The sequence below is a fragment of the Galbibacter sp. genome, assembly GCF_035306585.1.
In the GTDB taxonomy this organism is placed as follows: domain Bacteria; phylum Bacteroidota; class Bacteroidia; order Flavobacteriales; family Flavobacteriaceae; genus Galbibacter.
In genome coordinates this window covers 1-18,167 of record NZ_DATGNU010000138.1, presented here as the reverse complement: position 1 = coordinate 18,167, position 18,167 = coordinate 1, and the positions used below count along the sequence as shown (strand labels likewise).

At 32.8% G+C, this 18,167-nt stretch carries 19 protein-coding genes; 2 read left to right on the top strand and 17 right to left on the bottom strand.

Annotated elements, in window-relative coordinates; translation table 11 throughout:
- Positions 1-5 precede the first annotated feature (5 nt).
- A complete protein-coding gene (locus tag VKY50_RS12620) occupies positions 6-248 on the top strand; it encodes a hypothetical protein (protein ID WP_324302170.1) in 243 nt (80 codons plus the stop codon).
- 120 nt (positions 249-368) lie between these two features.
- A complete protein-coding gene (locus VKY50_RS12615) occupies positions 369-2,000 on the top strand; it encodes a glycoside hydrolase family 9 protein (RefSeq protein WP_324302169.1) in 1,632 nt (543 codons plus the stop codon).
- A gap of 320 nt (positions 2,001-2,320) precedes the next feature.
- Here VKY50_RS12615 and VKY50_RS12610 read toward each other — a convergent pair whose 3' ends face one another.
- The 17 genes from VKY50_RS12610 to VKY50_RS12530 all read right to left on the bottom strand — a co-directional run bounded on the left by VKY50_RS12610 (position 2,321) and on the right by VKY50_RS12530 (position 18,160).
- Entirely contained in the window at positions 2,321-5,161 is a 2,841-nt protein-coding gene (locus tag VKY50_RS12610; RefSeq protein WP_324302168.1) for a type I restriction endonuclease subunit R, read from the bottom strand.
- 9 nt (positions 5,162-5,170) lie between these two features.
- Positions 5,171-5,602: a hypothetical protein gene (locus VKY50_RS12605; RefSeq protein WP_324302167.1), complete on the bottom strand. Its 432-nt coding sequence runs from the start codon at positions 5,600-5,602 to the stop codon at positions 5,171-5,173.
- On the bottom strand, positions 5,602-6,075 hold the full coding sequence (locus VKY50_RS12600; protein ID WP_324302166.1) for a helix-turn-helix transcriptional regulator: 474 nt from the start codon (positions 6,073-6,075) through the stop codon (positions 5,602-5,604). The genes VKY50_RS12605 and VKY50_RS12600 overlap by 1 nt, the downstream gene beginning before the upstream one ends.
- A 1-nt stretch (position 6,076) precedes the next feature.
- Entirely contained in the window at positions 6,077-6,604 is a 528-nt protein-coding gene (locus VKY50_RS12595) for a calponin homology domain-containing protein (protein WP_324302165.1), read from the bottom strand.
- 93 nt (positions 6,605-6,697) lie between these two features.
- Positions 6,698-7,240 (bottom strand): hypothetical protein, encoded by a 543-nt coding sequence (locus VKY50_RS12590; protein WP_324302164.1) that lies wholly within the window; start codon positions 7,238-7,240, stop codon positions 6,698-6,700.
- Positions 7,227-8,420, bottom strand: coding sequence for a PDDEXK-like family protein (locus tag VKY50_RS12585; protein WP_324302163.1), 1,194 nt, complete (start codon positions 8,418-8,420; stop codon positions 7,227-7,229). The genes VKY50_RS12590 and VKY50_RS12585 overlap by 14 nt, the downstream gene beginning before the upstream one ends.
- 19 nt (positions 8,421-8,439) lie before the next feature.
- Positions 8,440-9,717, bottom strand: coding sequence for a restriction endonuclease subunit S (locus VKY50_RS12580; RefSeq protein ID WP_324302162.1), 1,278 nt, complete (start codon positions 9,715-9,717; stop codon positions 8,440-8,442).
- 1 nt (position 9,718) lies between these two features.
- Positions 9,719-11,284 carry a type I restriction-modification system subunit M gene (locus VKY50_RS12575; protein ID WP_324302161.1) on the bottom strand — a complete coding sequence of 522 codons (1,566 nt, stop codon included), beginning with the start codon at positions 11,282-11,284 and terminating at the stop codon, positions 9,719-9,721.
- A 100-nt stretch (positions 11,285-11,384) separates the two neighbouring features.
- Positions 11,385-11,750 (bottom strand): hypothetical protein, encoded by a 366-nt coding sequence (locus tag VKY50_RS12570; protein ID WP_324302160.1) that lies wholly within the window; start codon positions 11,748-11,750, stop codon positions 11,385-11,387.
- A 121-nt stretch (positions 11,751-11,871) separates the two neighbouring features.
- The gene (locus VKY50_RS12565) at positions 11,872-12,321 is read right to left on the bottom strand and encodes a hypothetical protein (RefSeq protein ID WP_324302159.1); all 450 of its coding nucleotides are present in this window, start codon (positions 12,319-12,321) and stop codon (positions 11,872-11,874) included.
- Positions 12,322-12,540: 219 nt separating this feature from the next.
- Positions 12,541-13,221, bottom strand: coding sequence for a GIY-YIG nuclease family protein (locus VKY50_RS12560; RefSeq protein ID WP_324302158.1), 681 nt, complete (start codon positions 13,219-13,221; stop codon positions 12,541-12,543).
- Positions 13,181-14,302: an AAA family ATPase gene (locus VKY50_RS12555; RefSeq protein ID WP_324302157.1), complete on the bottom strand. Its 1,122-nt coding sequence runs from the start codon at positions 14,300-14,302 to the stop codon at positions 13,181-13,183. Before VKY50_RS12555 ends, VKY50_RS12560 begins: the two co-directional genes overlap by 41 nt.
- A 298-nt stretch (positions 14,303-14,600) precedes the next feature.
- Positions 14,601-15,353, bottom strand: coding sequence for a hypothetical protein (locus VKY50_RS12550; RefSeq protein ID WP_324302156.1), 753 nt, complete (start codon positions 15,351-15,353; stop codon positions 14,601-14,603).
- Positions 15,354-15,529: 176 nt separating this feature from the next.
- Complete coding sequence (locus tag VKY50_RS12545; RefSeq protein ID WP_324302155.1) at positions 15,530-15,784, bottom strand: hypothetical protein; 255 nt, start codon at positions 15,782-15,784, stop codon at positions 15,530-15,532.
- A gap of 104 nt (positions 15,785-15,888) precedes the next feature.
- Positions 15,889-16,863, bottom strand: a complete 975-nt coding sequence (locus VKY50_RS12540; protein WP_324302154.1) for a DUF3871 family protein — start codon at positions 16,861-16,863, stop codon at positions 15,889-15,891.
- Entirely contained in the window at positions 16,850-17,728 is an 879-nt protein-coding gene (locus tag VKY50_RS12535) for an AAA family ATPase (protein WP_324302153.1), read from the bottom strand. Before VKY50_RS12535 ends, VKY50_RS12540 begins: the two co-directional genes overlap by 14 nt.
- Positions 17,729-17,815: 87 nt before the next feature.
- Complete coding sequence (locus VKY50_RS12530) at positions 17,816-18,160, bottom strand: hypothetical protein (RefSeq protein ID WP_324302152.1); 345 nt, start codon at positions 18,158-18,160, stop codon at positions 17,816-17,818.
- Between the last annotated feature and the right edge of the window lie 7 nt (positions 18,161-18,167).

Genomic DNA, 18,167 nt, shown 5'->3' with positions numbered 1-18,167 from the left:
AGGCAGTGGAAACGACATTCTTTCTTTTTTGTCGTAGATTAAAACAATTAATCCAAGTGAATTACGAAAAATTAAATGCGTTTATGCATCTGGTTTTGCCCATTGTAAATTCTGGTGGAAAGCCAGATATGGCCCAATTAGCCAAACAAGTATATCTACCAGAATCAATAGCTTGGGAAACTAATGACCAAATGATAGAGAAATATAAACAAATTAACAATGATATTGATCCTTCAAAAAAACATTGACCAATCGAACATCATATAAAAGTTATAATGTTTGACAACATCTAAAGAAATTTATAATGATCAAGGTAATGCCTTTCTTCTTTTTTGTATTTTGGTCAATTAAACCATTCTATTCCGACAATGCTTAAACAAATTACATTCATTATTGCAACTTTTACTTCAATCCTTTCACTTACTGCCCAATCTAAAAACATCCATCTGAATTCTCTTGGGTTTCTTACTGATTTTGAAAAAACTGCTATTATATCAAAGCCTAGTGAAACCTTTCATATTTTAAACACCGATGGTGAAGTGGTTTTTACAGGAGAAACTACAGGTCCAACGTATCAAAAAGATATAGATCAAAAAGTATGGAATGTCAATTTTTCAAAATTAAATACTCCTGGCCAATACATACTCGAGGTAGATGGGGTTGGAAAAACTACTCCATTTACCATTGCTTCGGATGCTTTTAATTTTGCAGCTAAAACCAGTATACGAGGGTTCTATTTATGGCGCTGTGGAGCAGAAGTCAAAGGAACCTTTAAAGGAAGGAACTATTATCAAAATATCTGTCACTTAGAGGATGGGTATGAGGATTATATAGGAAACAAAGGAGGTAAACGCGATGGTACTGGAGGGTGGCATGACGCTGGTGATTATGGAAAATATACGGTAAACGCTGCTATAACAGTTGGTATGCTTTTTATGGCTTGGGATCATTTTAGATCTAAAATTGAAAAATTGGATTTAGAAATTCCGAGATCCAACTCGAATCTTCCCGCTTTTTTAGAAGAAATTAAATGGGAAACTGATTGGGTATTAAAAATGCAATATCCAGACGGCTCTGGAAGGGTATCACATAAACTAACACGTGTGAATTTTTCACCATTTATAATGCCTGACAAAGATCATGAAAAAAGATATTTTACACAATGGAGCTCTGCTGCAACCGCAGATTTTGTAGCGATGATGGCAATGGCAGCTCGGTATTTTCAACCCTATGATCCTATCTACGCCCAACAATGTTTAGATGCCGCATGGTTAAGTTATAAATTTTTGCGCAACAATCCGGAGGATAAAGGTTTTGTACAAGGTGATTTTCAAACTGGTGGATATCAAACAACTGACAGTGACGATCGATTATGGGCAGCTGCAGAAATGTGGGAAACTACAGGTGATATAGTCGCCCTAAAGGATTTTGAGAAAAGAGCTAAGGAATTAGATTTTAAGGTCGAAGAAAATTGGGATTGGGGAAATGTTTCGAATCTAGGAATGTTTACCTATGTGCTCTCTTCAAGAAAGGGAAAAACAGCAAAAGTTCAAAAATCAATTATTAGAAACACCATAGAAAGTGCGGACAAACTGGTTGAAATCGCTGATTCAGATGTTTATGATCGTACCTTAGGAGAAACTTACTTTTGGGGATGTAATGGAGCTGTAGCTCGTCAATCGATTAATTTACAGGTAGCAAATCGATTAAAGCCTAAGGAGGATTATACAACGACTTCAATTGGAATTTTAGATCATCTTTTTGGCAAGAATTATTACAACAGATCATATGTAACTGGTTTAGGAAAAAACCCACCAATGCATCCGCACGATCGACGTTCAGGGGCCGATGCCATCAAAGAGCCGTGGCCAGGTTACTTAGTAGGAGGAGGCCATTCAGCGACGGATTGGGTTGATGACCAGGAATCGTACAGTCATAATGAGATAGCTATTAATTGGCAAGCCGCATTGGTTTATGCTTTAGCCGGATTCATCGAATAGTAATCAACTAACACATAAGACATAGTATTTTTAGTGTGTAAGTTTTTTTATAGACATATATTGTACTCATACCATAAAAGTATGACAAAAATAAAAATGGGTACCCAAACTGGTACCCACAGAAACTAAAAAAGCCACTCAATTTATTGAATGGCTTTCTGTTGTTAAGCTCCCCCTCTTGGGCTCGAACCAAGGTTGGGAGATATAGTATTTTCCAGCTATGTTGTTAACTCATCAGCTTTTGTTACCGAATTGTATGCCTTTTTTTAATTTATTATAGTACTGTAATTCTTATTCTAAATATAGAATAAATATAGTTTTTAACTAGCTATCCCGCTAATAAAAGTTTCTACAAACTCTGTTATTTTATTTGTAATTCTCTCTGCTACAGTGGCTCTTTCTTTAAGCTTAGGGCGCTTATTCATCATGTTTATAACATCATCCCTCAAAGGTTTCTTTTCGGTGAACAGAAAGTCTCCTATTACATCCTGTAACTGCTCTATATCTAGATTTTCCTCTTTACTCATAGAAGAGATTGCTTTTACTTTCTCCTTGCTCCAAAAGTCATCAAACTCACTCTCTATCATTTCTGTATCCTCAATAAGCGGTAAATGTTCTTGGATGAATTTTTCAATTAACTCTCTCTTACTTCTTAACTGAGTTTCACTAGCTAATATTTCTTTAATTGCCTTGGTCTTACTCTCTTTTTCAGAAGCAGGAGCATCTTTTATATTTGCTAGTAATTTTAAAATGTATGCTACATTTATTTCATCTCTATGGATAAGCTCTAATTCAAAATCGACATCGTTTAAAATGGAAACTTTTTCTTTAGAGGGAGTAGACTTTGTTTTTTCATATAAATCGAGGTATTTACTTTTATAGTCTTCAAACAGCTGCTCCTCCATATCCACATCTTCATAAGAGAATTCTGTAAAAGTGCTCAATACATTTTTTACCCGCATTAAGGCTCTAAACTTCTTTATAAACTCTAATTCCTCCTCTTCATCTCTTAATTCATCTACACTATTTACACTGGGTGCAACTGTAAGTAAGTTCTTTAGTGCTTCCTTAAATGTTTCTATATAATCTTCATAGGGAGCTAAGATTATTTCATCTTTAGCATTTAGATTTGAAAAGAGTGCAATAGCATCGTCTGTGGCTTGTTTTAAGTTTCTAAAACATACTATATTGCCTTGCGATTTTACTGTGTCTAATATCCTGTTTGTTCTAGAAAAAGCTTGGATGAGTCCGTGGTACCTTAAATTCTTATCTACATATAAAGTATTTAATGGCTTACTATCAAAACCTGTAAGAAACATGTTTACTACCAATAAAATATCTACTTGTTTATTTTTTACTCGTTTTGCAATATCATTATAGTAGTTGTAAAAATCCTGAGAGTTTTTTGTGGAGTAATTAGTGCCATACATACCATTGTAATCGCTAATAAAACGATCTAACGAATCTCTAGAATGCTCATTTTGATACTCGGCATCTGGTTCTGCTGCCTGAAGAAATTCTGGGTCTGGAATATACCCATTTGCATCTTTATCATCTTCATTGGCTTGGTAGGAAAATATAGTAGCAATTTTTAAGTTATGTGCTCCTTGCTCTTTTTTCTGCTGAAATAAATCGTAGTATTTTATTAAAGAATCTACACTACTTGTACAGAACATTCCTGTAAAAGTTTTGTTGTGTGTTTTTCTAGCATGATTTTTAATAATATAATCGGTAACTGCTTCCAATCGTTCAGGGGCATTGAGTACTTCTGCATCGTCTATATCTTCAACCTGAAGGTCTTGTATGTGTTCCTTTTGCTTAAAGGTTTGGATATATTCAATAGAGAAACGAAGTACATTTCCGTCCCTAATAGCATCGGTAATTACATATTTATGTAGACAATCTTCAAAAAGCTCTTTTGTGGTTCTTTTACCTAAGGCATTACTAACTGCATTTTCAGCAAAAATGGGAGTTCCTGTAAAACCAAACATCTGTGCTCCTTCAAAAAAAGCTTTTATTCTATTATGAGTTTCTCCAAATTGGCTACGGTGACATTCATCAAAAATAAAAACAATTCGCTCTTCTTTTAAATGTTTAATTCTGTTTAAATACCGCTGTTTAGAAATGGCAGTATTTAGTTTTTGAATGGTAGTTACAATTAATTTTGTATGGTCTTCTAGCTGTTTTACTAGGTTATTGGTGTTGCCCGTACCGTCTATACTCCCTTTACTAAAACTATTAAACTCTTTGGTGGTTTGGTAATCTAAATCTTTTCTGTCGACTACAAATATTACTTTATCGACATTTGGAAGTTGTGTAAGTAACTGACTTGCTTTAAAAGAGGTTAATGTTTTTCCAGATCCTGTTGTATGCCAAATATACCCATTCTTGGTGCTAGTTTTTACTCGCTCTACAATAGCTTCTGTAGCATAATATTGGTAGGGGCGAAGCACCATAAGTGCTTTTTGAGCTTCATTAAGGACTACATATTTAGTAATCATTTTAGAAACATGGCAAGGCTCTAAAAATACATTGGCAAAATCTTTTAACTGCGAAATAATTTTGTTGTTTTGCTCGCTCCAGAAAAAGGTTTGTTTAAAGCTCTGTTTCTTATTATTAGCATAGTACTTTGTGTTTACACCATTACTTATAACAAATAGCTGTACATACTGAAATAAGCCTGTATTAGCCCAAAAAGAATGCCTATGATATCTGTTTATTTGGTTAAAGGCTTCTTTAAGCTCTAAGCCTCTTCTTTTAAGCTCTATTTGTACCAATGGCAAGCCATTTATAAGTAAGGTAACATCGTATCTGGTTTTATAACTTCCCTCTTGTGTAATTTGCTGTGCTACCTGAAACTCATTTTGGCACCAATGAATTTGATTTATAAACTCTAAATACCCTGTTTCTCCGTTGTCTTTGGTATATTGTACTTTATCTCTTAGAGTTTTAGCCTTTTCAAATACATTTCCCTTGCTAAGATGATTCGTTACTTGTGCAAATTCAGCATCGGATAGCTTAGTTTTATTATGCTTCTCTAATTGTGCTTTTAGGTTGGTAAGTAATTCTTTTTCATCTTTTAGAATAACCTTTTTATAGCCTAAGTCTGCTAACTGCTCTATAAGGTTATTTTCTAGTATTTGTTCTGGCTGTTTAGTCATAATTAGATGTTACTCTGATAAATGAAACTCAATATCATCTGATACAATCTTCGTTACATCTATTGTTGGTAGCAAAAATTTATTAAAATTGGACCCTTCCGTTTTAGCATGTAGAACACCTCGTGCAGAGCTAACCACAAGCATTGTAAGGTGACACATAAATCCTTTAGGAAAAATAATTTTATCTTCTTTGCAGAATTCATTAAAAGCTTCTTCTGTGATGCTAAAATGACCACTGACCTGAACTTTTAAGAAAGCCTTCTTAGATTGTTCAAATGTAAAAGTAACAAATACCCCTACATTTTTGTCTTCAACATTAATTTTGAATTCCAAACCTGTTTTAAGGTCTACTTTTTTACCTTCTTTATAATTTTCCTCAAAACTTGCAAATTGTTCTGTTTTAAGAGCTACCAGAGCAAAACCAATTTTTTTATTTTCCATTATGCTATTTCTAATAGATGATATTTATCCTTGGCAATCTCCTTACGTGGAACACTTTTAAACTCCCTAGTAAACTGTTCTTTGTAAAAAGATTTTCCTTCGCTATGAATTAATTTATTTATGGAGATGTTTACGTTTGAAATACTATCATAAGAAAGGCTAGCTATCTTCTTTTCATAGAAACTAGCCAAAATAGGAATTTTTAATACTTCCTGTAGCTTTACTTGTGTTTCTAAGGTGAGATTTTCTTTCCCCTTTACAATCTTGGTGATTTGTTGCGGAGTTACACTTAATTTTTCTGCTAATTTTTTTTGAGACCATCCTAGCTCATCTAGTTTGGTAAGCACTTTAAGAGCAATATCTTGAGACTCTCGTAATCTCGCTCTATTTTTTATACGTTCACTATTTCTTTGGAGTGTAGTAGTTTTTTCTTTGGAAACTAATTCTTGAAATTTCTCTTTGCTGGTTTTCATCTTATAGTTCACTTTTAAATTCGTAGAAGGAGTCTTTATCAATCACTCCATTATCTGATAATAATGCTTGGAATTGTTTTAATTTTTCTAATTCTTTCTCGGTGTCTGGATGGTCTTTCATATAGTGACTCATCTTAATTGCGCCTCCCGTTATAACAAAACAATTAGTATCTATTTTAACAGCATACATTCTTAAACCATCTGTCTTGGAAGTTTTTCCTTTACGTAGCGATAGTAGTTTAAATCCTGTTTCATGGTTGTGTAATTGATGGAAATATTTGTCTAGTGGTAAATTCTCTTCGGTTAAATCGTGTAATAAGTCATCTATATTTTCTGCATCTCGCAGCCTGTCTTTTACAAACTGGTTCACATTTTTTACCTTATTCACTTTTGCAAATTCCCTGAGATAATTAACATCTGTCCAAAGATCCAAAAGTCTATCATATTCATTGTCTTGATAGCCGTTTCCAACTTCATCGTTATAAACTACGGCAAACAATTTTTCAACAAATATATTAACAATTTTCATTTTATCAACCTATAGGTTTATTTTTAACATCATTTAACTACACAAATAATTGTTGCAACAAGCCTTTTTAAATATTAGGAACTTTTTGGCTGTTTAGTAATTCTGACTTCTTTGAAAATATTTTAACTCATAGTGTGCAGCCGATAGTTCTTCCGTCTTTGCCAAATCCCTAACTGCTGCTATAATTTTTTCGTATTCTTTTGAATCGCCCATTTGTGTCCAAGAAGCAATCTTTTTCATTTTAAGAATAGATTGTATCCTTCTATCTACAGGAAAATGTGGCGGTGTAGGAATCTCTTTTAAACACCATTTATATTTTAAATATAAATTTAATAGCTTTTGACTAACTCCAAAGTTTAATTTTCCGTTACTTAAAATATCGTTTTCTTTATTATAGTTAATTGTATAGTTTACTATTGAGTTTATGTTGTTTATATGGGCTTCATCGGTAATACCTTCCTTGTGGTATTCTTCTAAAACGAGCTTTTCAATATAAAACCTGAGTTCATTTTTAAACTTTTTCTTTTGAGCTTGTGTAGCTGTTTTATTATAAATATTGGCTCGCTGAAAGGCAGCTCCAAATGTTAACACCCAAACTTCATTGTTTAAAAAAGTATCTTTATCATTTACTTCCATTTAGATATTTTATATGCTTATCTATAAATTCATCAATCTGTGATTCTACTTTGGTTAAAACATTTTCTAAGTTAGCATCTTCTGCGATGTACTTTATAAACTTTTTATCTCCAAGGTTTATTATATACTCAGAATCTCCATTAAAAGTATATGTAAGTAACTGATGGTGCACCCAGTCTGGATTAGTAGTAATGGTGTTGTAATTTTCTACAGGGTATTTTTCTTTATTTAACTGGTCGTACAAACCAATAAAGAAATTTCCGTTTACATGCCCTTTGCCGCTAAAACTACTTATGCCAAACATTTTGTTAGGATTCTCTTTTAAAGGCATCCAAATTCCTGAATAACTATCATTAACATTTTTATGTTTTTCTATTACCTCAAACTCTTCTGTTAATTCCCCTGTTTTCTTTAGTTTTTCTATACAAGTCTTTAATTTAGTTCTAAAATTTTCTCTTATTTCTTCTAAAACCTTGTTGTATTTAGCAGCAATTTGTTCTGCTTCTTCTAGGTGGTTTATTATAAGATTTGTGACTTCTTTTTCCTGTGTATTATCCAAAGTATTCGTTATTTTTTTAATTAACAATAGGTATTGTTTAATGCTCTCTCTAAGTAGGGGTTGCTCTGCGGAAATGTCTAAACATTGCTGTAGCCATGCTATAATGTCGTCTCTATAACTAATAATGGAGAAATGCTTTCCTGTTTCCAACCCTCCTTTACTGCTATCGCTAGGGTCTTTACCATCTATATTAAGGTAATAAACAGTGTTCTTTTCAGTATTATAATTTTTATACCGCACTAATTGGTTGTTTTGGTCTCCTGCATCTATTTTGTTTTCTATAGTAATACAAGTTCCTTTACCATCTTTTATAAGAATATCGATACGACCGCCTGTGGTTTCTGTAACCATGCCTATGTAGTACTCTACAAACACTTTGGCGGTAGGAATGTCTATTGCTTTAGGATGATTAATAACCGATAGAAAAGCCTCTAAAAAAACACCGCCCATTAGGTGAGAACCTTTTGGGTTGAGCAACTCGGCTAGAAAAGCAGAGTGTGTATTTACTTCTGCTCTTTCCATTTTTAGGATAGAAAAGATATTAAAGGTTTCTCCTTTAGCTATTCTTAAGGCTTCTTGCTGTTTAAGTACTGTCCCTACTTTTTCTAGTAATATTTTCATATGTGTTGTTTTCTCCATTTTACACAAACAATTGCTGCAACAAGCCTTTTTTAAACTGCTGGGTGTGTTGTAGCTGTGTAGCTACCTTTTCTATTTTGCTATCGATACTGCTTAAAAAGTCTGCTATTTTGGTTTGTTCTTTTAGTGAAGGAAGAAACATTTTAAAATTTTCTATATCTTTTGAGCTTATATTGGGTTGTGCTCCAGCAACTAATACTTTTTCCAATTGTTTTGAAAATTCATTAGAAAATACAAATTGGGTTAAGTATTTATTAAATAGTTTTTCTTTCGAAGGCCTAAATACACCTACTCGTTGATTTACAAACCCCTTTTCATTTAAATTATATATGCTTGACTTTCCTGTAGTAGCACCAGACATCGCTACTATTAAGTCATTTTTGGATAAAATATAATTCTCATTAATATCAAAATCATTATAATAAACTATATTATTTTTTTCAATGTAGTTATTATCATTTGATATGTTTGAAATCCTTATTATCGGAATGCCTTTTTTCTTAAATAGACTACTCTTAAAAGCGTATCCTCCTTGGAGTTTACATATCTCCCCCAATCTCTTCTCCTCCCAATCTGGGAAATCTTTGCCATTGTCGTCTTTAAAGCGGAGTTGCTGACTAAATAGTTGCTGCATCACTCCTTTTTTGTACTGCTCCAACAATGCTTTTTTCTCGGTTAACAAGCGTATTTTTTCATCTACCGATGTTAAAAAGGAAGCTATTTTTTGTTGCTCAGGGAGGGAGGGGATAATGAGGTTTATATTTCCTAGTCTACTTGTTGATAACCCCAAAACTTTAGTTCCTTGAGCAATCTTCATAACCTGTTTTCTCACACTCCAATTTTGTAGCATGTATCCAGCAAAACCCTGAGCCATTTTTCTCTTGTTTGGTCTAGCTAAAAATGTATGTAGCCCAGATAATACTTTTTCATTATTTAAGTTGATGATTTCAACTGTTTTCCCTATATCATTATAATCTTCTGAAGCATCCGCTATTAATAAATCTCCTTCTTGGCAATAGTTTTCATATTTGATTCTTGATATATCAACATCTTTATTTATGAAGGGTACTTGTTCTTTATTAATATTGAATAATGTTAAAAATTTAGTATGAATATCTCCATAGTGAATATTCTTCACTTCGCCTTCTTCATAATTTAAATTATCTCGTGAAAATGAATTTGTAGAGTAGAATGAATATATTTGATTATACTTTTTAATTTCCCATTCATCCTCAAACTCAGGAAACCGCAAGGTGGGCACTAATTTTTTTTCCTTCATCTTAAAAAGGTTTTTCTATTGCTAGCTCTTTGCAAAATGCGGCTATTTCTTTGTCTACAGCTTGTATGCTTCCTTCTAAAGCCTGTAATTGCTGTGCTACCGCTTGTAGGTCTACTGGCTCTTCTTCTTCAAAAGTATCTACATACCGAGGGATGTTTAAATTGTAGTCGTTCTCTGCAATTTCTTCTAAAGTAGCTACATAACTGTATTTATCGGTAGTGGTTCTTTCTTTATAAGTATCTATAATTTTATCGATATCTTCTCCCCGTAGCTGGTTTTGGTTTCCTGCCTTTTCAAAATGCTGAGAGGCATCTATAAACAGTACATTTTCGGTTTCTGTACGGCATTTACTCAATACCAAAATGCAGGTAGGAATGCTTGTTCCGTAAAATATATTGGCAGGCAAGCCTATTACAGCATCGAGGTAGTTTAGGTTTTTTATAAGGTATTCTCGTATGTGTCCTTCTGCAGCTCCTCTAAATAATACACCGTGTGGTAGCACACAAGCCATGGTGCCATTGTCTGCCAATTGGTGAATCATATGTTGTACAAAAGCAAAATCTGCCTTACTGCTAGGGGCTAACTTTCCGTATTGAGAAAACCGTTCGTCGTTGTTGTTTAAAGGGTTGTCTTTTCCTTTCCATTTAGCAGAAAACGGCGGGTTGGCTACAATAGCTTCAAACCGTTGGTCGAGATGTTGTGGGTTCTCTAGGGTGTCTTCTTGTTTTAAATCGAATTGGCGGTAGTGTACATCGTGTAAAATCATATTCATACGAGCCAAGTTGTAAGTAGTACGGTTGAGTTCTTGTCCGTAAAACTCATCTATATCTTCTACCTCTTTTGCCACTCGTAGCAGTAAAGATCCACTCCCACAGGTTGGATCGTACACACTTTTAAGCCTTTTTTTACCAGCGGTTACTAATTTTGCTAAAATGGTAGATACCTGCTGAGGAGTATAAAATTCCCCTGCTTTTTTTCCTGCTCCAGAAGCAAATTGAGCAATTAAATACTCATAAGCATCTCCTAAAACATCGGCATCGATATCTTCGAGCTTAAAATCTATTTTATTTAAATGAAACAAGACTTTAGCAATTAGTTCGTTTCTAGCCGCTACCGTTCTTCCAAGTTTGGTGCTTCCTAAATCTAAATCTTCAAAGAGCTTAACAAAATCGTCTTCACTTTCTGTACCCATGGTACTTTGCTCGATACTGTTAAGAATACGCTCTAAATCTTCTAGAATAAAACTGCTTTGCCCTTCATTTTTTGCATTTCCTTTGGCAGCAATGGTATGAAAAAGCTCGTTAGGTTTTAAAAAATAGCCTAATTTATTAAGAGATTCGTCCATAATAGCATCCAAAGTATCTGCATCGGTTACTTTATGGTAATCGGTTTCTTCTTCTCCCTCTAGTAAGTAATTGGCATATATGTATTGTTTTTCCGACAGGTATTTGTAAAATATAAAGCCCAAGATGTAGTCTCTAAACTCATCTGCTCCCATTTTTCCACGGAGGGTATTGGCGATATTCCACAATTGTTGTTCGAGTAGTTTTTTATGATCTTCAGACATTTTTGGTATTTAGTTTAAGCACGAAATGTAAAAATAAACAAATGATTTATTCTAGGTATGAATGTAAGGATATATAAAATGGTTAAAATAAGATCATCGGTTAAAAGTCGGGTGCACACCCTAAATTTTCATTATAAGGCTGGATATGTTTCCAAAAAGCTTTTCCTGCACTGTTGAGGTAATCGTAGGAATAGTTAAGTTTTGTATTAGAAGCTACTTGGTATAAGTACTCGCTACAATTATAAGAGTATTCATTCTTTTTAAAACATACAATAGCAAAATAATAGGTTTGATAATCTATAGTGGTAGTGTAAAATGTAACCTTGGAAATTGCCGTACTGCTAGGGCTATTATAAGTTGAACCATAGCTTTCAGATTTTACAAATTCCATTAATTCATCGCAAGATTGTGCCTGAGTTCCGTAGGTTAATAATAGGAAAAAGGCAGTTAGGATTGTGTTTTTCATAGGGTTGTAGTTTATAGATATCAAAACTACTTAACTCTTATAAAAAAGACTTACGGAAAACCGTAATGAGGGGGATTGGTGTTTGGGGTGTTGATTTGAGGTAGTTTTTTTAGGGTATTTATTATTCAACCAGCCAATAGGCGACCCCACCATGATGTGAACACGCTCCTCGTCCAGTAGCATTTGAAGTTGTACCATCATTGCAAACAGCTCCAACCCTTATCCTGTTATCTTTTTTTATAGTTCTAGATTGGTTATAATTTCGTTTCTTATAACCTTTTTCTATTGAAGAGTTATCATAAAGTAAATCTTTTTGATAATAATAATTAGTGCTTGAGCTTTTTGGTTTGGAAGATAGTTGTTTATTTAGATAATTTACTTTAGGTGTTTTACCATATTTTTGTTCAATTAAATTATTGTTCTTAACCGTATCAATATCATTGCTTGAATTAGAAATCGCACATAAATAGATTATTAAAAGTCCAACACCTAGAAAGAAACTTAAATTTGGTCTTTTCTTAATAAAAAGAAGTAATAGTAATCCAAAAATTATTCTTGCAATCCAAATCATTATTATCAACTGTAAAATTTTTACTGTAAACTATCTAAGAAAAATTAAATTTACTTATTTTACTAATAAATAACTTACGGAAATCCACATGTTTACATAATTTACCAAATTATACCTCTTTCATTCTAAATTTGTATTTCTTGTTGTAAAAGAATAAAATCAAGCTCATATTTAATCTATAAAAGAAAAAGGGGCAACATTTCTGCTACCCCTCATTCTCTAGGCGTACTTAAATATAAATCCACCTGTTTGTTCTCTTTCACCTCTGCAAACTCTGGCAATACAGGTTTTGGATACACCTGTGCCTTCACTTGCTTTTGAAACTGACTCATATTCTGCAATTAAGATACCTTTTGAATCGAATTGAAAAACCTTCTTCTTTCGTAAATCCTTTTCAATAGGATATCTAGTATAGTAAGTATAACTCCAGTAATAACCTTTACAGGTTTTATTATAACCCAAACAAGCATTACAGATAGTCTTTTTACCAGCATTAACTGCTTTTGCTGCATTTTCTAAGCAATCGTATTCGTTAAATAAATCACCCTTTATACCATATTGATAAACAGTTTTTTTTATTCCTCCCCCAGAATCAGAATTGTATCCTTCTTCCAGAGAATTATATTGCAAAATATACTGTTTCTCTTTTTCAGCTAATTCGTTAGGATTACTTGCAGAATCTATTTGTTCCCAAGTAAAAGCTTCCTCACCGTAGGTGCTTATAGCATTTTGAAAATAACTACCTTGACCATGTTTAGCTTTTAGTAAATGATCAGATTTCCTTTCCTCAATCGATTTTGAGGTAGATCCAATATAAATCAAATCATTTCGGGTATTAACAACTCTGTATACAATAAAATTAAGCTTTTGTTCCATTATCATTATCATTTTTAATTTCATAAAGCCCTTTTTTGATTTTCTCCAGAGCACCTTCATTTTCTATGATGTCAAGCTTTTTGTAAAGAGTGTCTTTAGACATTGTAGATGTAGAGACAAAAGTTGATATCAATTCTTTTGACTTGACCATCGTACTATCCGTACTACTCTTACTTTTGATATAATCATAAATCAAGTTAAGGTTTGTATCATCTTTTCTGCCATCCCTTTTAGTATGCTTATACAAATCATATTTATTGGATGTTTCCAGGTAATCAAACCAACCGTTCTCATTAATTTTATATAAAAACGCTGTTGATTCATCATTTTCAATGTACTTATTGTACAACATAAAGGCGTAATTTCCACCGTTTTTGGTAGGTATATTGCCAAACCCTATGGCGTATTGGAATTCTTGGTTAATAAACCTACTACCAGCTATGCTATGCATAGTAATTGGTTTATCATTGCCTTTAGTGGTGTGGTGAATAGCTATAATAGTCTTGTCTAGGTTTCCCAAGTACATTCTTATCATTTTTGTAAAGCTTTGAGCTATTACACTTTTTTCTATCTCTCCAACGCACATATGAGAAATTGAGTCAATAAAGACAATTTCTGCTTGAGATCTTTTTATATAATCCCTCAGAATTTTCCAATCTTCAGTGTCATTCAGGTATTCTGGAAAATTATCAGGAGTAGAAATAAAATGTTTCCCAAATAGTTCCTTCTCTTTAGTGTTTAGAGATTCTATTTGTTTAGCATTTCGCCTAGAGCGGATTTTATAGTTCTCTTCTAGATTTACAAACAAAACCTTTCGAGGATTACCGTCCATTTCCCAATTAAAAAACTCTTTTCTACCAATAGCCATTGAAGTTGCTAAATTCTCAGCAAAAGTTGTTTTCCCAGTCTTTGGAGCTCCTGCAAGAAGTCCTATAGATCCCTCTGGGATTCCTTTCCAAATAAATTTTGGTTCTGGTTCATTTTTGACTTTCTCTATTAAATCCATACCAGTAGTAATTTCAAAAATAGGCTTTTCATTTACAGTTTTTTCACTGTTTCCCTGATGATCAAGTATCATCTCTTTTAAATTTTCTTCTTTAAACATTTTTTTATGTTTTAAAAAATTAATATTTCTTTATAGATGATTGGAATTAGTGTAGTATTTATCACTAAGACCGTTATCACCCTTGATCAAAAGGGAAAACATTTTTGTCAGTTTCAAAATTTCAAAGAACGTTTCTGACTTGACTTACTAATCGTACTTTGCAGTCAGGCTAGTCAGTCTTGTCAGGACATGCACTTAACATTAAGTGTCCCACCAATATATCACATATATGAAAAAAGTAAAGGGTCAATTAGTCGAACCTCTTTGAAAAGTTAGTGTTTTCTATACTTAAGAAAGGTTAAAATTCTCTTGTATGAAATAAATCTCTGAACTTATTAAAGGAATTGAAGGTGTTTTTTTCTCCTTCAAGTATTTTATGAAGGTCTGACCTTGATTTTTTTATTGTAGAATACTCTTCTTCTCTTTCATTAAAAAATAAAAAGTGATTATCAATAAATTTACCTAATTGAGCATAATCTTCACTATATCTTTTATCCAATAACCCGCCTTCTCTTAGTTTTAAAAAAAGATATATTAAATCTGTCTTGCTCATTTTTATCTTCAATTTGGTCTCGTCTGTTGCTGTTTTAGATATGTTTCTCGACAAGAACTCAATATACTTTTCTAGTTGTTTTAACACAGCAGTTTTTATGTCTGTTTTTAAAAAATCAGCCTCTGTGATTGCCTTGTCATAACCATGCAGCTTACTGAATTCATGTTCCGCTAAATTTGCCTTTTGTTCTTTTGAATGATAATTAGCTTCTTCAATTTTAAAAATAAATCTCTCAATCAAATTGTCTGCCATTCTATTGATATTATACTTAATGGTGTCTGAAAATGAGATCTTTATATATCCGTCTTTTATTTGTTCCATGGGTGTATTAGGGTCGACATTTGGTTGGTATATTATTATATCTTCCTGTATTTCACTATATCCTATATTATTAATAAATGTAGAGTCTGAATAGTCCTTCTGTTTGAAGTTTTCTTGAAGTGTAATGTAATTTTTAACAGATATAAAGTTCTCAAATGCAAGCTGTAATACTATCATGTTTTTAGAGTTAAGTTGTCAAGTTTTTTATAAAAATATACAACCCCCATATAAAACAATAGGGATTATATATTTTTTTGAGCTCATTATTTTTCAGTGGTTTTTTGGTAAAGTAGAAACCGTCTCAAAATTCTTTACAGTTGTAAGGTAAAAATACAGCATAACTACTCATTAGATCATCTAGACGTTAATATTTCAAAATGGTAATAGAAGTAGGGTTGTCCTTTTACCATGAATACAACCTTTAAATTGGTAGCCAATTTTATGTAGGTTACCGAATATGTTTTTCCTTGCTTTAAATCTCCAATATCTTTAATAGCTATTACCTTAATTGGGCATTGTAGCTCTTGCAGTTCATTTTTATAAGAAACTACCCAAATACTCGTTGGAGAAGAATATTTGAGTAGCTGAATTAATTCTTGTTTTTTCACGTGTTAGCTATATATTATTAATGTGGTATGCGTTCAAAAAGTGCTTAAAACGATTAAAGAGGGGCTTTTTTACTTAGCCACACTTTTCAATTACTCACGAATTTTTAATTTAAAAACCAATTTCCCACATTACTATCTAACGAATTGGCTAGTGAGGTACAGAATTCAAAAGAACCAACATTGCGGTCTATATTATTATGAATATAACTTGACTTGTTGGCACCTGTAAACAAATTGTAGAGATTCCATAGATTTAAGGAGTTATCCATGCCCTTGCAAAAGTTATCATCTATATAGTAGTTTTTAATCACATTATTAATTTGACCGTCATTAATATCAAATACCCCTTTTTCTCTATTAGATAATTTAGGAGCGTGTGAAGCCATTTTAAGCTTCCCCATTAAATGTGCAAATTGCTTTTCTGATATTTCATACTTGCCCAAAAACTCCATAGCCTCCATGTGTCTTTCTACATTATATGTTAAAAATAACTCCAATGATTTTTCAATCAATTGATCAATTGCGCTTACACGTAACTCCCCAAAATAACCATCGGTACTTATACACATATTACAACATACCATATTCTTAAATCCAATGAAGATTTTAAATTTCTCCATACCTTTTCTGCTGTATAGGTTTTCAAGGTTATATGCTCTAACTCCACCCACCATTAAAGTGAGTTTATTTCCGTTAATTATTCGAGTAATTTCAGGGAGTTCAAACATAAACGCCATACGCTCCCAATAGATGGTTTTTTCATGCTCTAATAGGTCTTTTGCAGGCTTTCCTATAGCAGAAGGAATTCTACCTTTAATTACATGAGAAACCCTTATATCAGGCTTTAAAATAAGCCTATTGTTAAATACTTCTGATAAAGCTGAATGGACGCTGTGTATAAATTCAAAATGACTAATTGTAGTTTCGTTGTCCTTGCTAAATACAGGGATTATACAATCATTTTTAAGGTGTTCTATGGTTACTTTAGAAGTGTTGGCTTCTATAAAATTACCATGTGATTCTTGGATTACTTCTTCCTCTGGAATGATAACATTTGGTGTTGACTTAATTAATTCCATTTTCTGTTGCTTTAGTTATTTCTGTTGATTCGATTATCTGCTCTTCAATACTTTCCAATTCCTTTTTACGAGTAAGGATGTTATCCTTTATCTTAGATTGAAATAGTGGGTATTTATTGTAGATATGTTTTAAGCCTTCAATAGTGGTTGTTTGTTTAATTTCCTTTTCAACATCTTCTACTTTAGATACTAAAGAACACCATTGAATAAGTTTCTTTCCTGTAGATTGATTAATGACAAATTCAGGTTTATTCATAAAAAGTCCTGTTCTATCTTTGGATGCTTTGGCAAGATGGTTATCATTGATAAGTTCAAAACTAACCGTTAATTCATATTCAAATCCACTACGAGTTTCCTCTTTTGTGCCTACCTTGGTTACCTTTACTTTGCCATTTTGATCTGTATCCAATGAATATTCAATTTTACGTCTTGCAGTAGTTATAATATGGCATTTTGATTGTAAAATAGTATCTATAAATGCTGTATGTCGAGGCGTTATTTTTGCCCAATCTTGGAATCGACCTCCTAATTTTTCGTGGATTTCTAAGCATCCACCTTTTCCTTGCCATTCATGGGAGATAGAATCGATGATAATAACCTCCATGTTAGCATTCTCACAGTATTTAATGGCTTCTATGTAACGCTCTGGACTGTATGGAACATTTAGCTCTAAAACATTGTAATTTCCCAAATGAGCATATAAGCTGGCGCTCTTATTTTCTGTGTCAATAATGGCTATTTTAGTCCAATCTTGTGTTATTCCATATGCTATTAATAAAGCGCTATAAGTTTTACCAAATCCACTTGCTCCGCTCAGACCAATTTTAAGTCGGACTTGTTGGCGTTGTGCTGTTTGTAATTTCATAAGTATATAATTTTTCTATATAGTGTATAAATAAAAAAGAGAGCACATATAGGCTCTCTCAGTATAATGACTAAATTATTTTAGTGGTTACCTTACGACTTCAGATGGTAAGGTTTGTTCTTCCAATATTTCCATTTCTTCGTTTACAAGTTCATAACGATGACATAGCTCTATTACTTCTCCTGTCTCTTGCATGACGTAATCATAAGGATCGCATTCCACCTTTTTAACTGAGCCTTCAAAGGAAGTTCCAATAAGGCTTTTACAGGTATCTGCATCAAAAGTGGATGGTACGGATGCTGTTTTAGCAGTAATGTAAAGTTTTCCTGTTTGCTGACTTCTTATAGGCTCAGCTCCACCCTGTACGATAAGGACATTAAATTCTTCTCCCTCATCATTTGTTCTAGTTTTAAAATCAATTACTTTAACCATGATTTAA

Coding starts and splice junctions, on each gene's coding strand:
- VKY50_RS12615 (WP_324302169.1), top strand. CDS start 369: ATGCTTAAACAAATTACATTCATTATTGCAACTTTTACTTCAATCCTT.
- VKY50_RS12610 (WP_324302168.1), bottom strand. CDS start 5,161: ATGACTAAACAGCCAGAACAAATACTAGAAAATAACCTTATAGAGCAG.
- VKY50_RS12605 (WP_324302167.1), bottom strand. CDS start 5,602: ATGGAAAATAAAAAAATTGGTTTTGCTCTGGTAGCTCTTAAAACAGAA.
- VKY50_RS12600 (WP_324302166.1), bottom strand. CDS start 6,075: ATGAAAACCAGCAAAGAGAAATTTCAAGAATTAGTTTCCAAAGAAAAA.
- VKY50_RS12595 (WP_324302165.1), bottom strand. CDS start 6,604: ATGAAAATTGTTAATATATTTGTTGAAAAATTGTTTGCCGTAGTTTAT.
- VKY50_RS12590 (WP_324302164.1), bottom strand. CDS start 7,240: ATGGAAGTAAATGATAAAGATACTTTTTTAAACAATGAAGTTTGGGTG.
- VKY50_RS12585 (WP_324302163.1), bottom strand. CDS start 8,420: ATGAAAATATTACTAGAAAAAGTAGGGACAGTACTTAAACAGCAAGAA.
- VKY50_RS12580 (WP_324302162.1), bottom strand. CDS start 9,717: ATGAAGGAAAAAAAATTAGTGCCCACCTTGCGGTTTCCTGAGTTTGAG.
- VKY50_RS12575 (WP_324302161.1), bottom strand. CDS start 11,284: ATGTCTGAAGATCATAAAAAACTACTCGAACAACAATTGTGGAATATC.
- VKY50_RS12570 (WP_324302160.1), bottom strand. CDS start 11,750: ATGAAAAACACAATCCTAACTGCCTTTTTCCTATTATTAACCTACGGA.
- VKY50_RS12565 (WP_324302159.1), bottom strand. CDS start 12,321: ATGATTTGGATTGCAAGAATAATTTTTGGATTACTATTACTTCTTTTT.
- VKY50_RS12560 (WP_324302158.1), bottom strand. CDS start 13,221: ATGAAATTAAAAATGATAATGATAATGGAACAAAAGCTTAATTTTATT.
- VKY50_RS12555 (WP_324302157.1), bottom strand. CDS start 14,302: ATGTTTAAAGAAGAAAATTTAAAAGAGATGATACTTGATCATCAGGGA.
- VKY50_RS12550 (WP_324302156.1), bottom strand. CDS start 15,353: ATGATAGTATTACAGCTTGCATTTGAGAACTTTATATCTGTTAAAAAT.
- VKY50_RS12540 (WP_324302154.1), bottom strand. CDS start 16,863: ATGGAATTAATTAAGTCAACACCAAATGTTATCATTCCAGAGGAAGAA.
- VKY50_RS12535 (WP_324302153.1), bottom strand. CDS start 17,728: ATGAAATTACAAACAGCACAACGCCAACAAGTCCGACTTAAAATTGGT.
- VKY50_RS12530 (WP_324302152.1), bottom strand. CDS start 18,160: ATGGTTAAAGTAATTGATTTTAAAACTAGAACAAATGATGAGGGAGAA.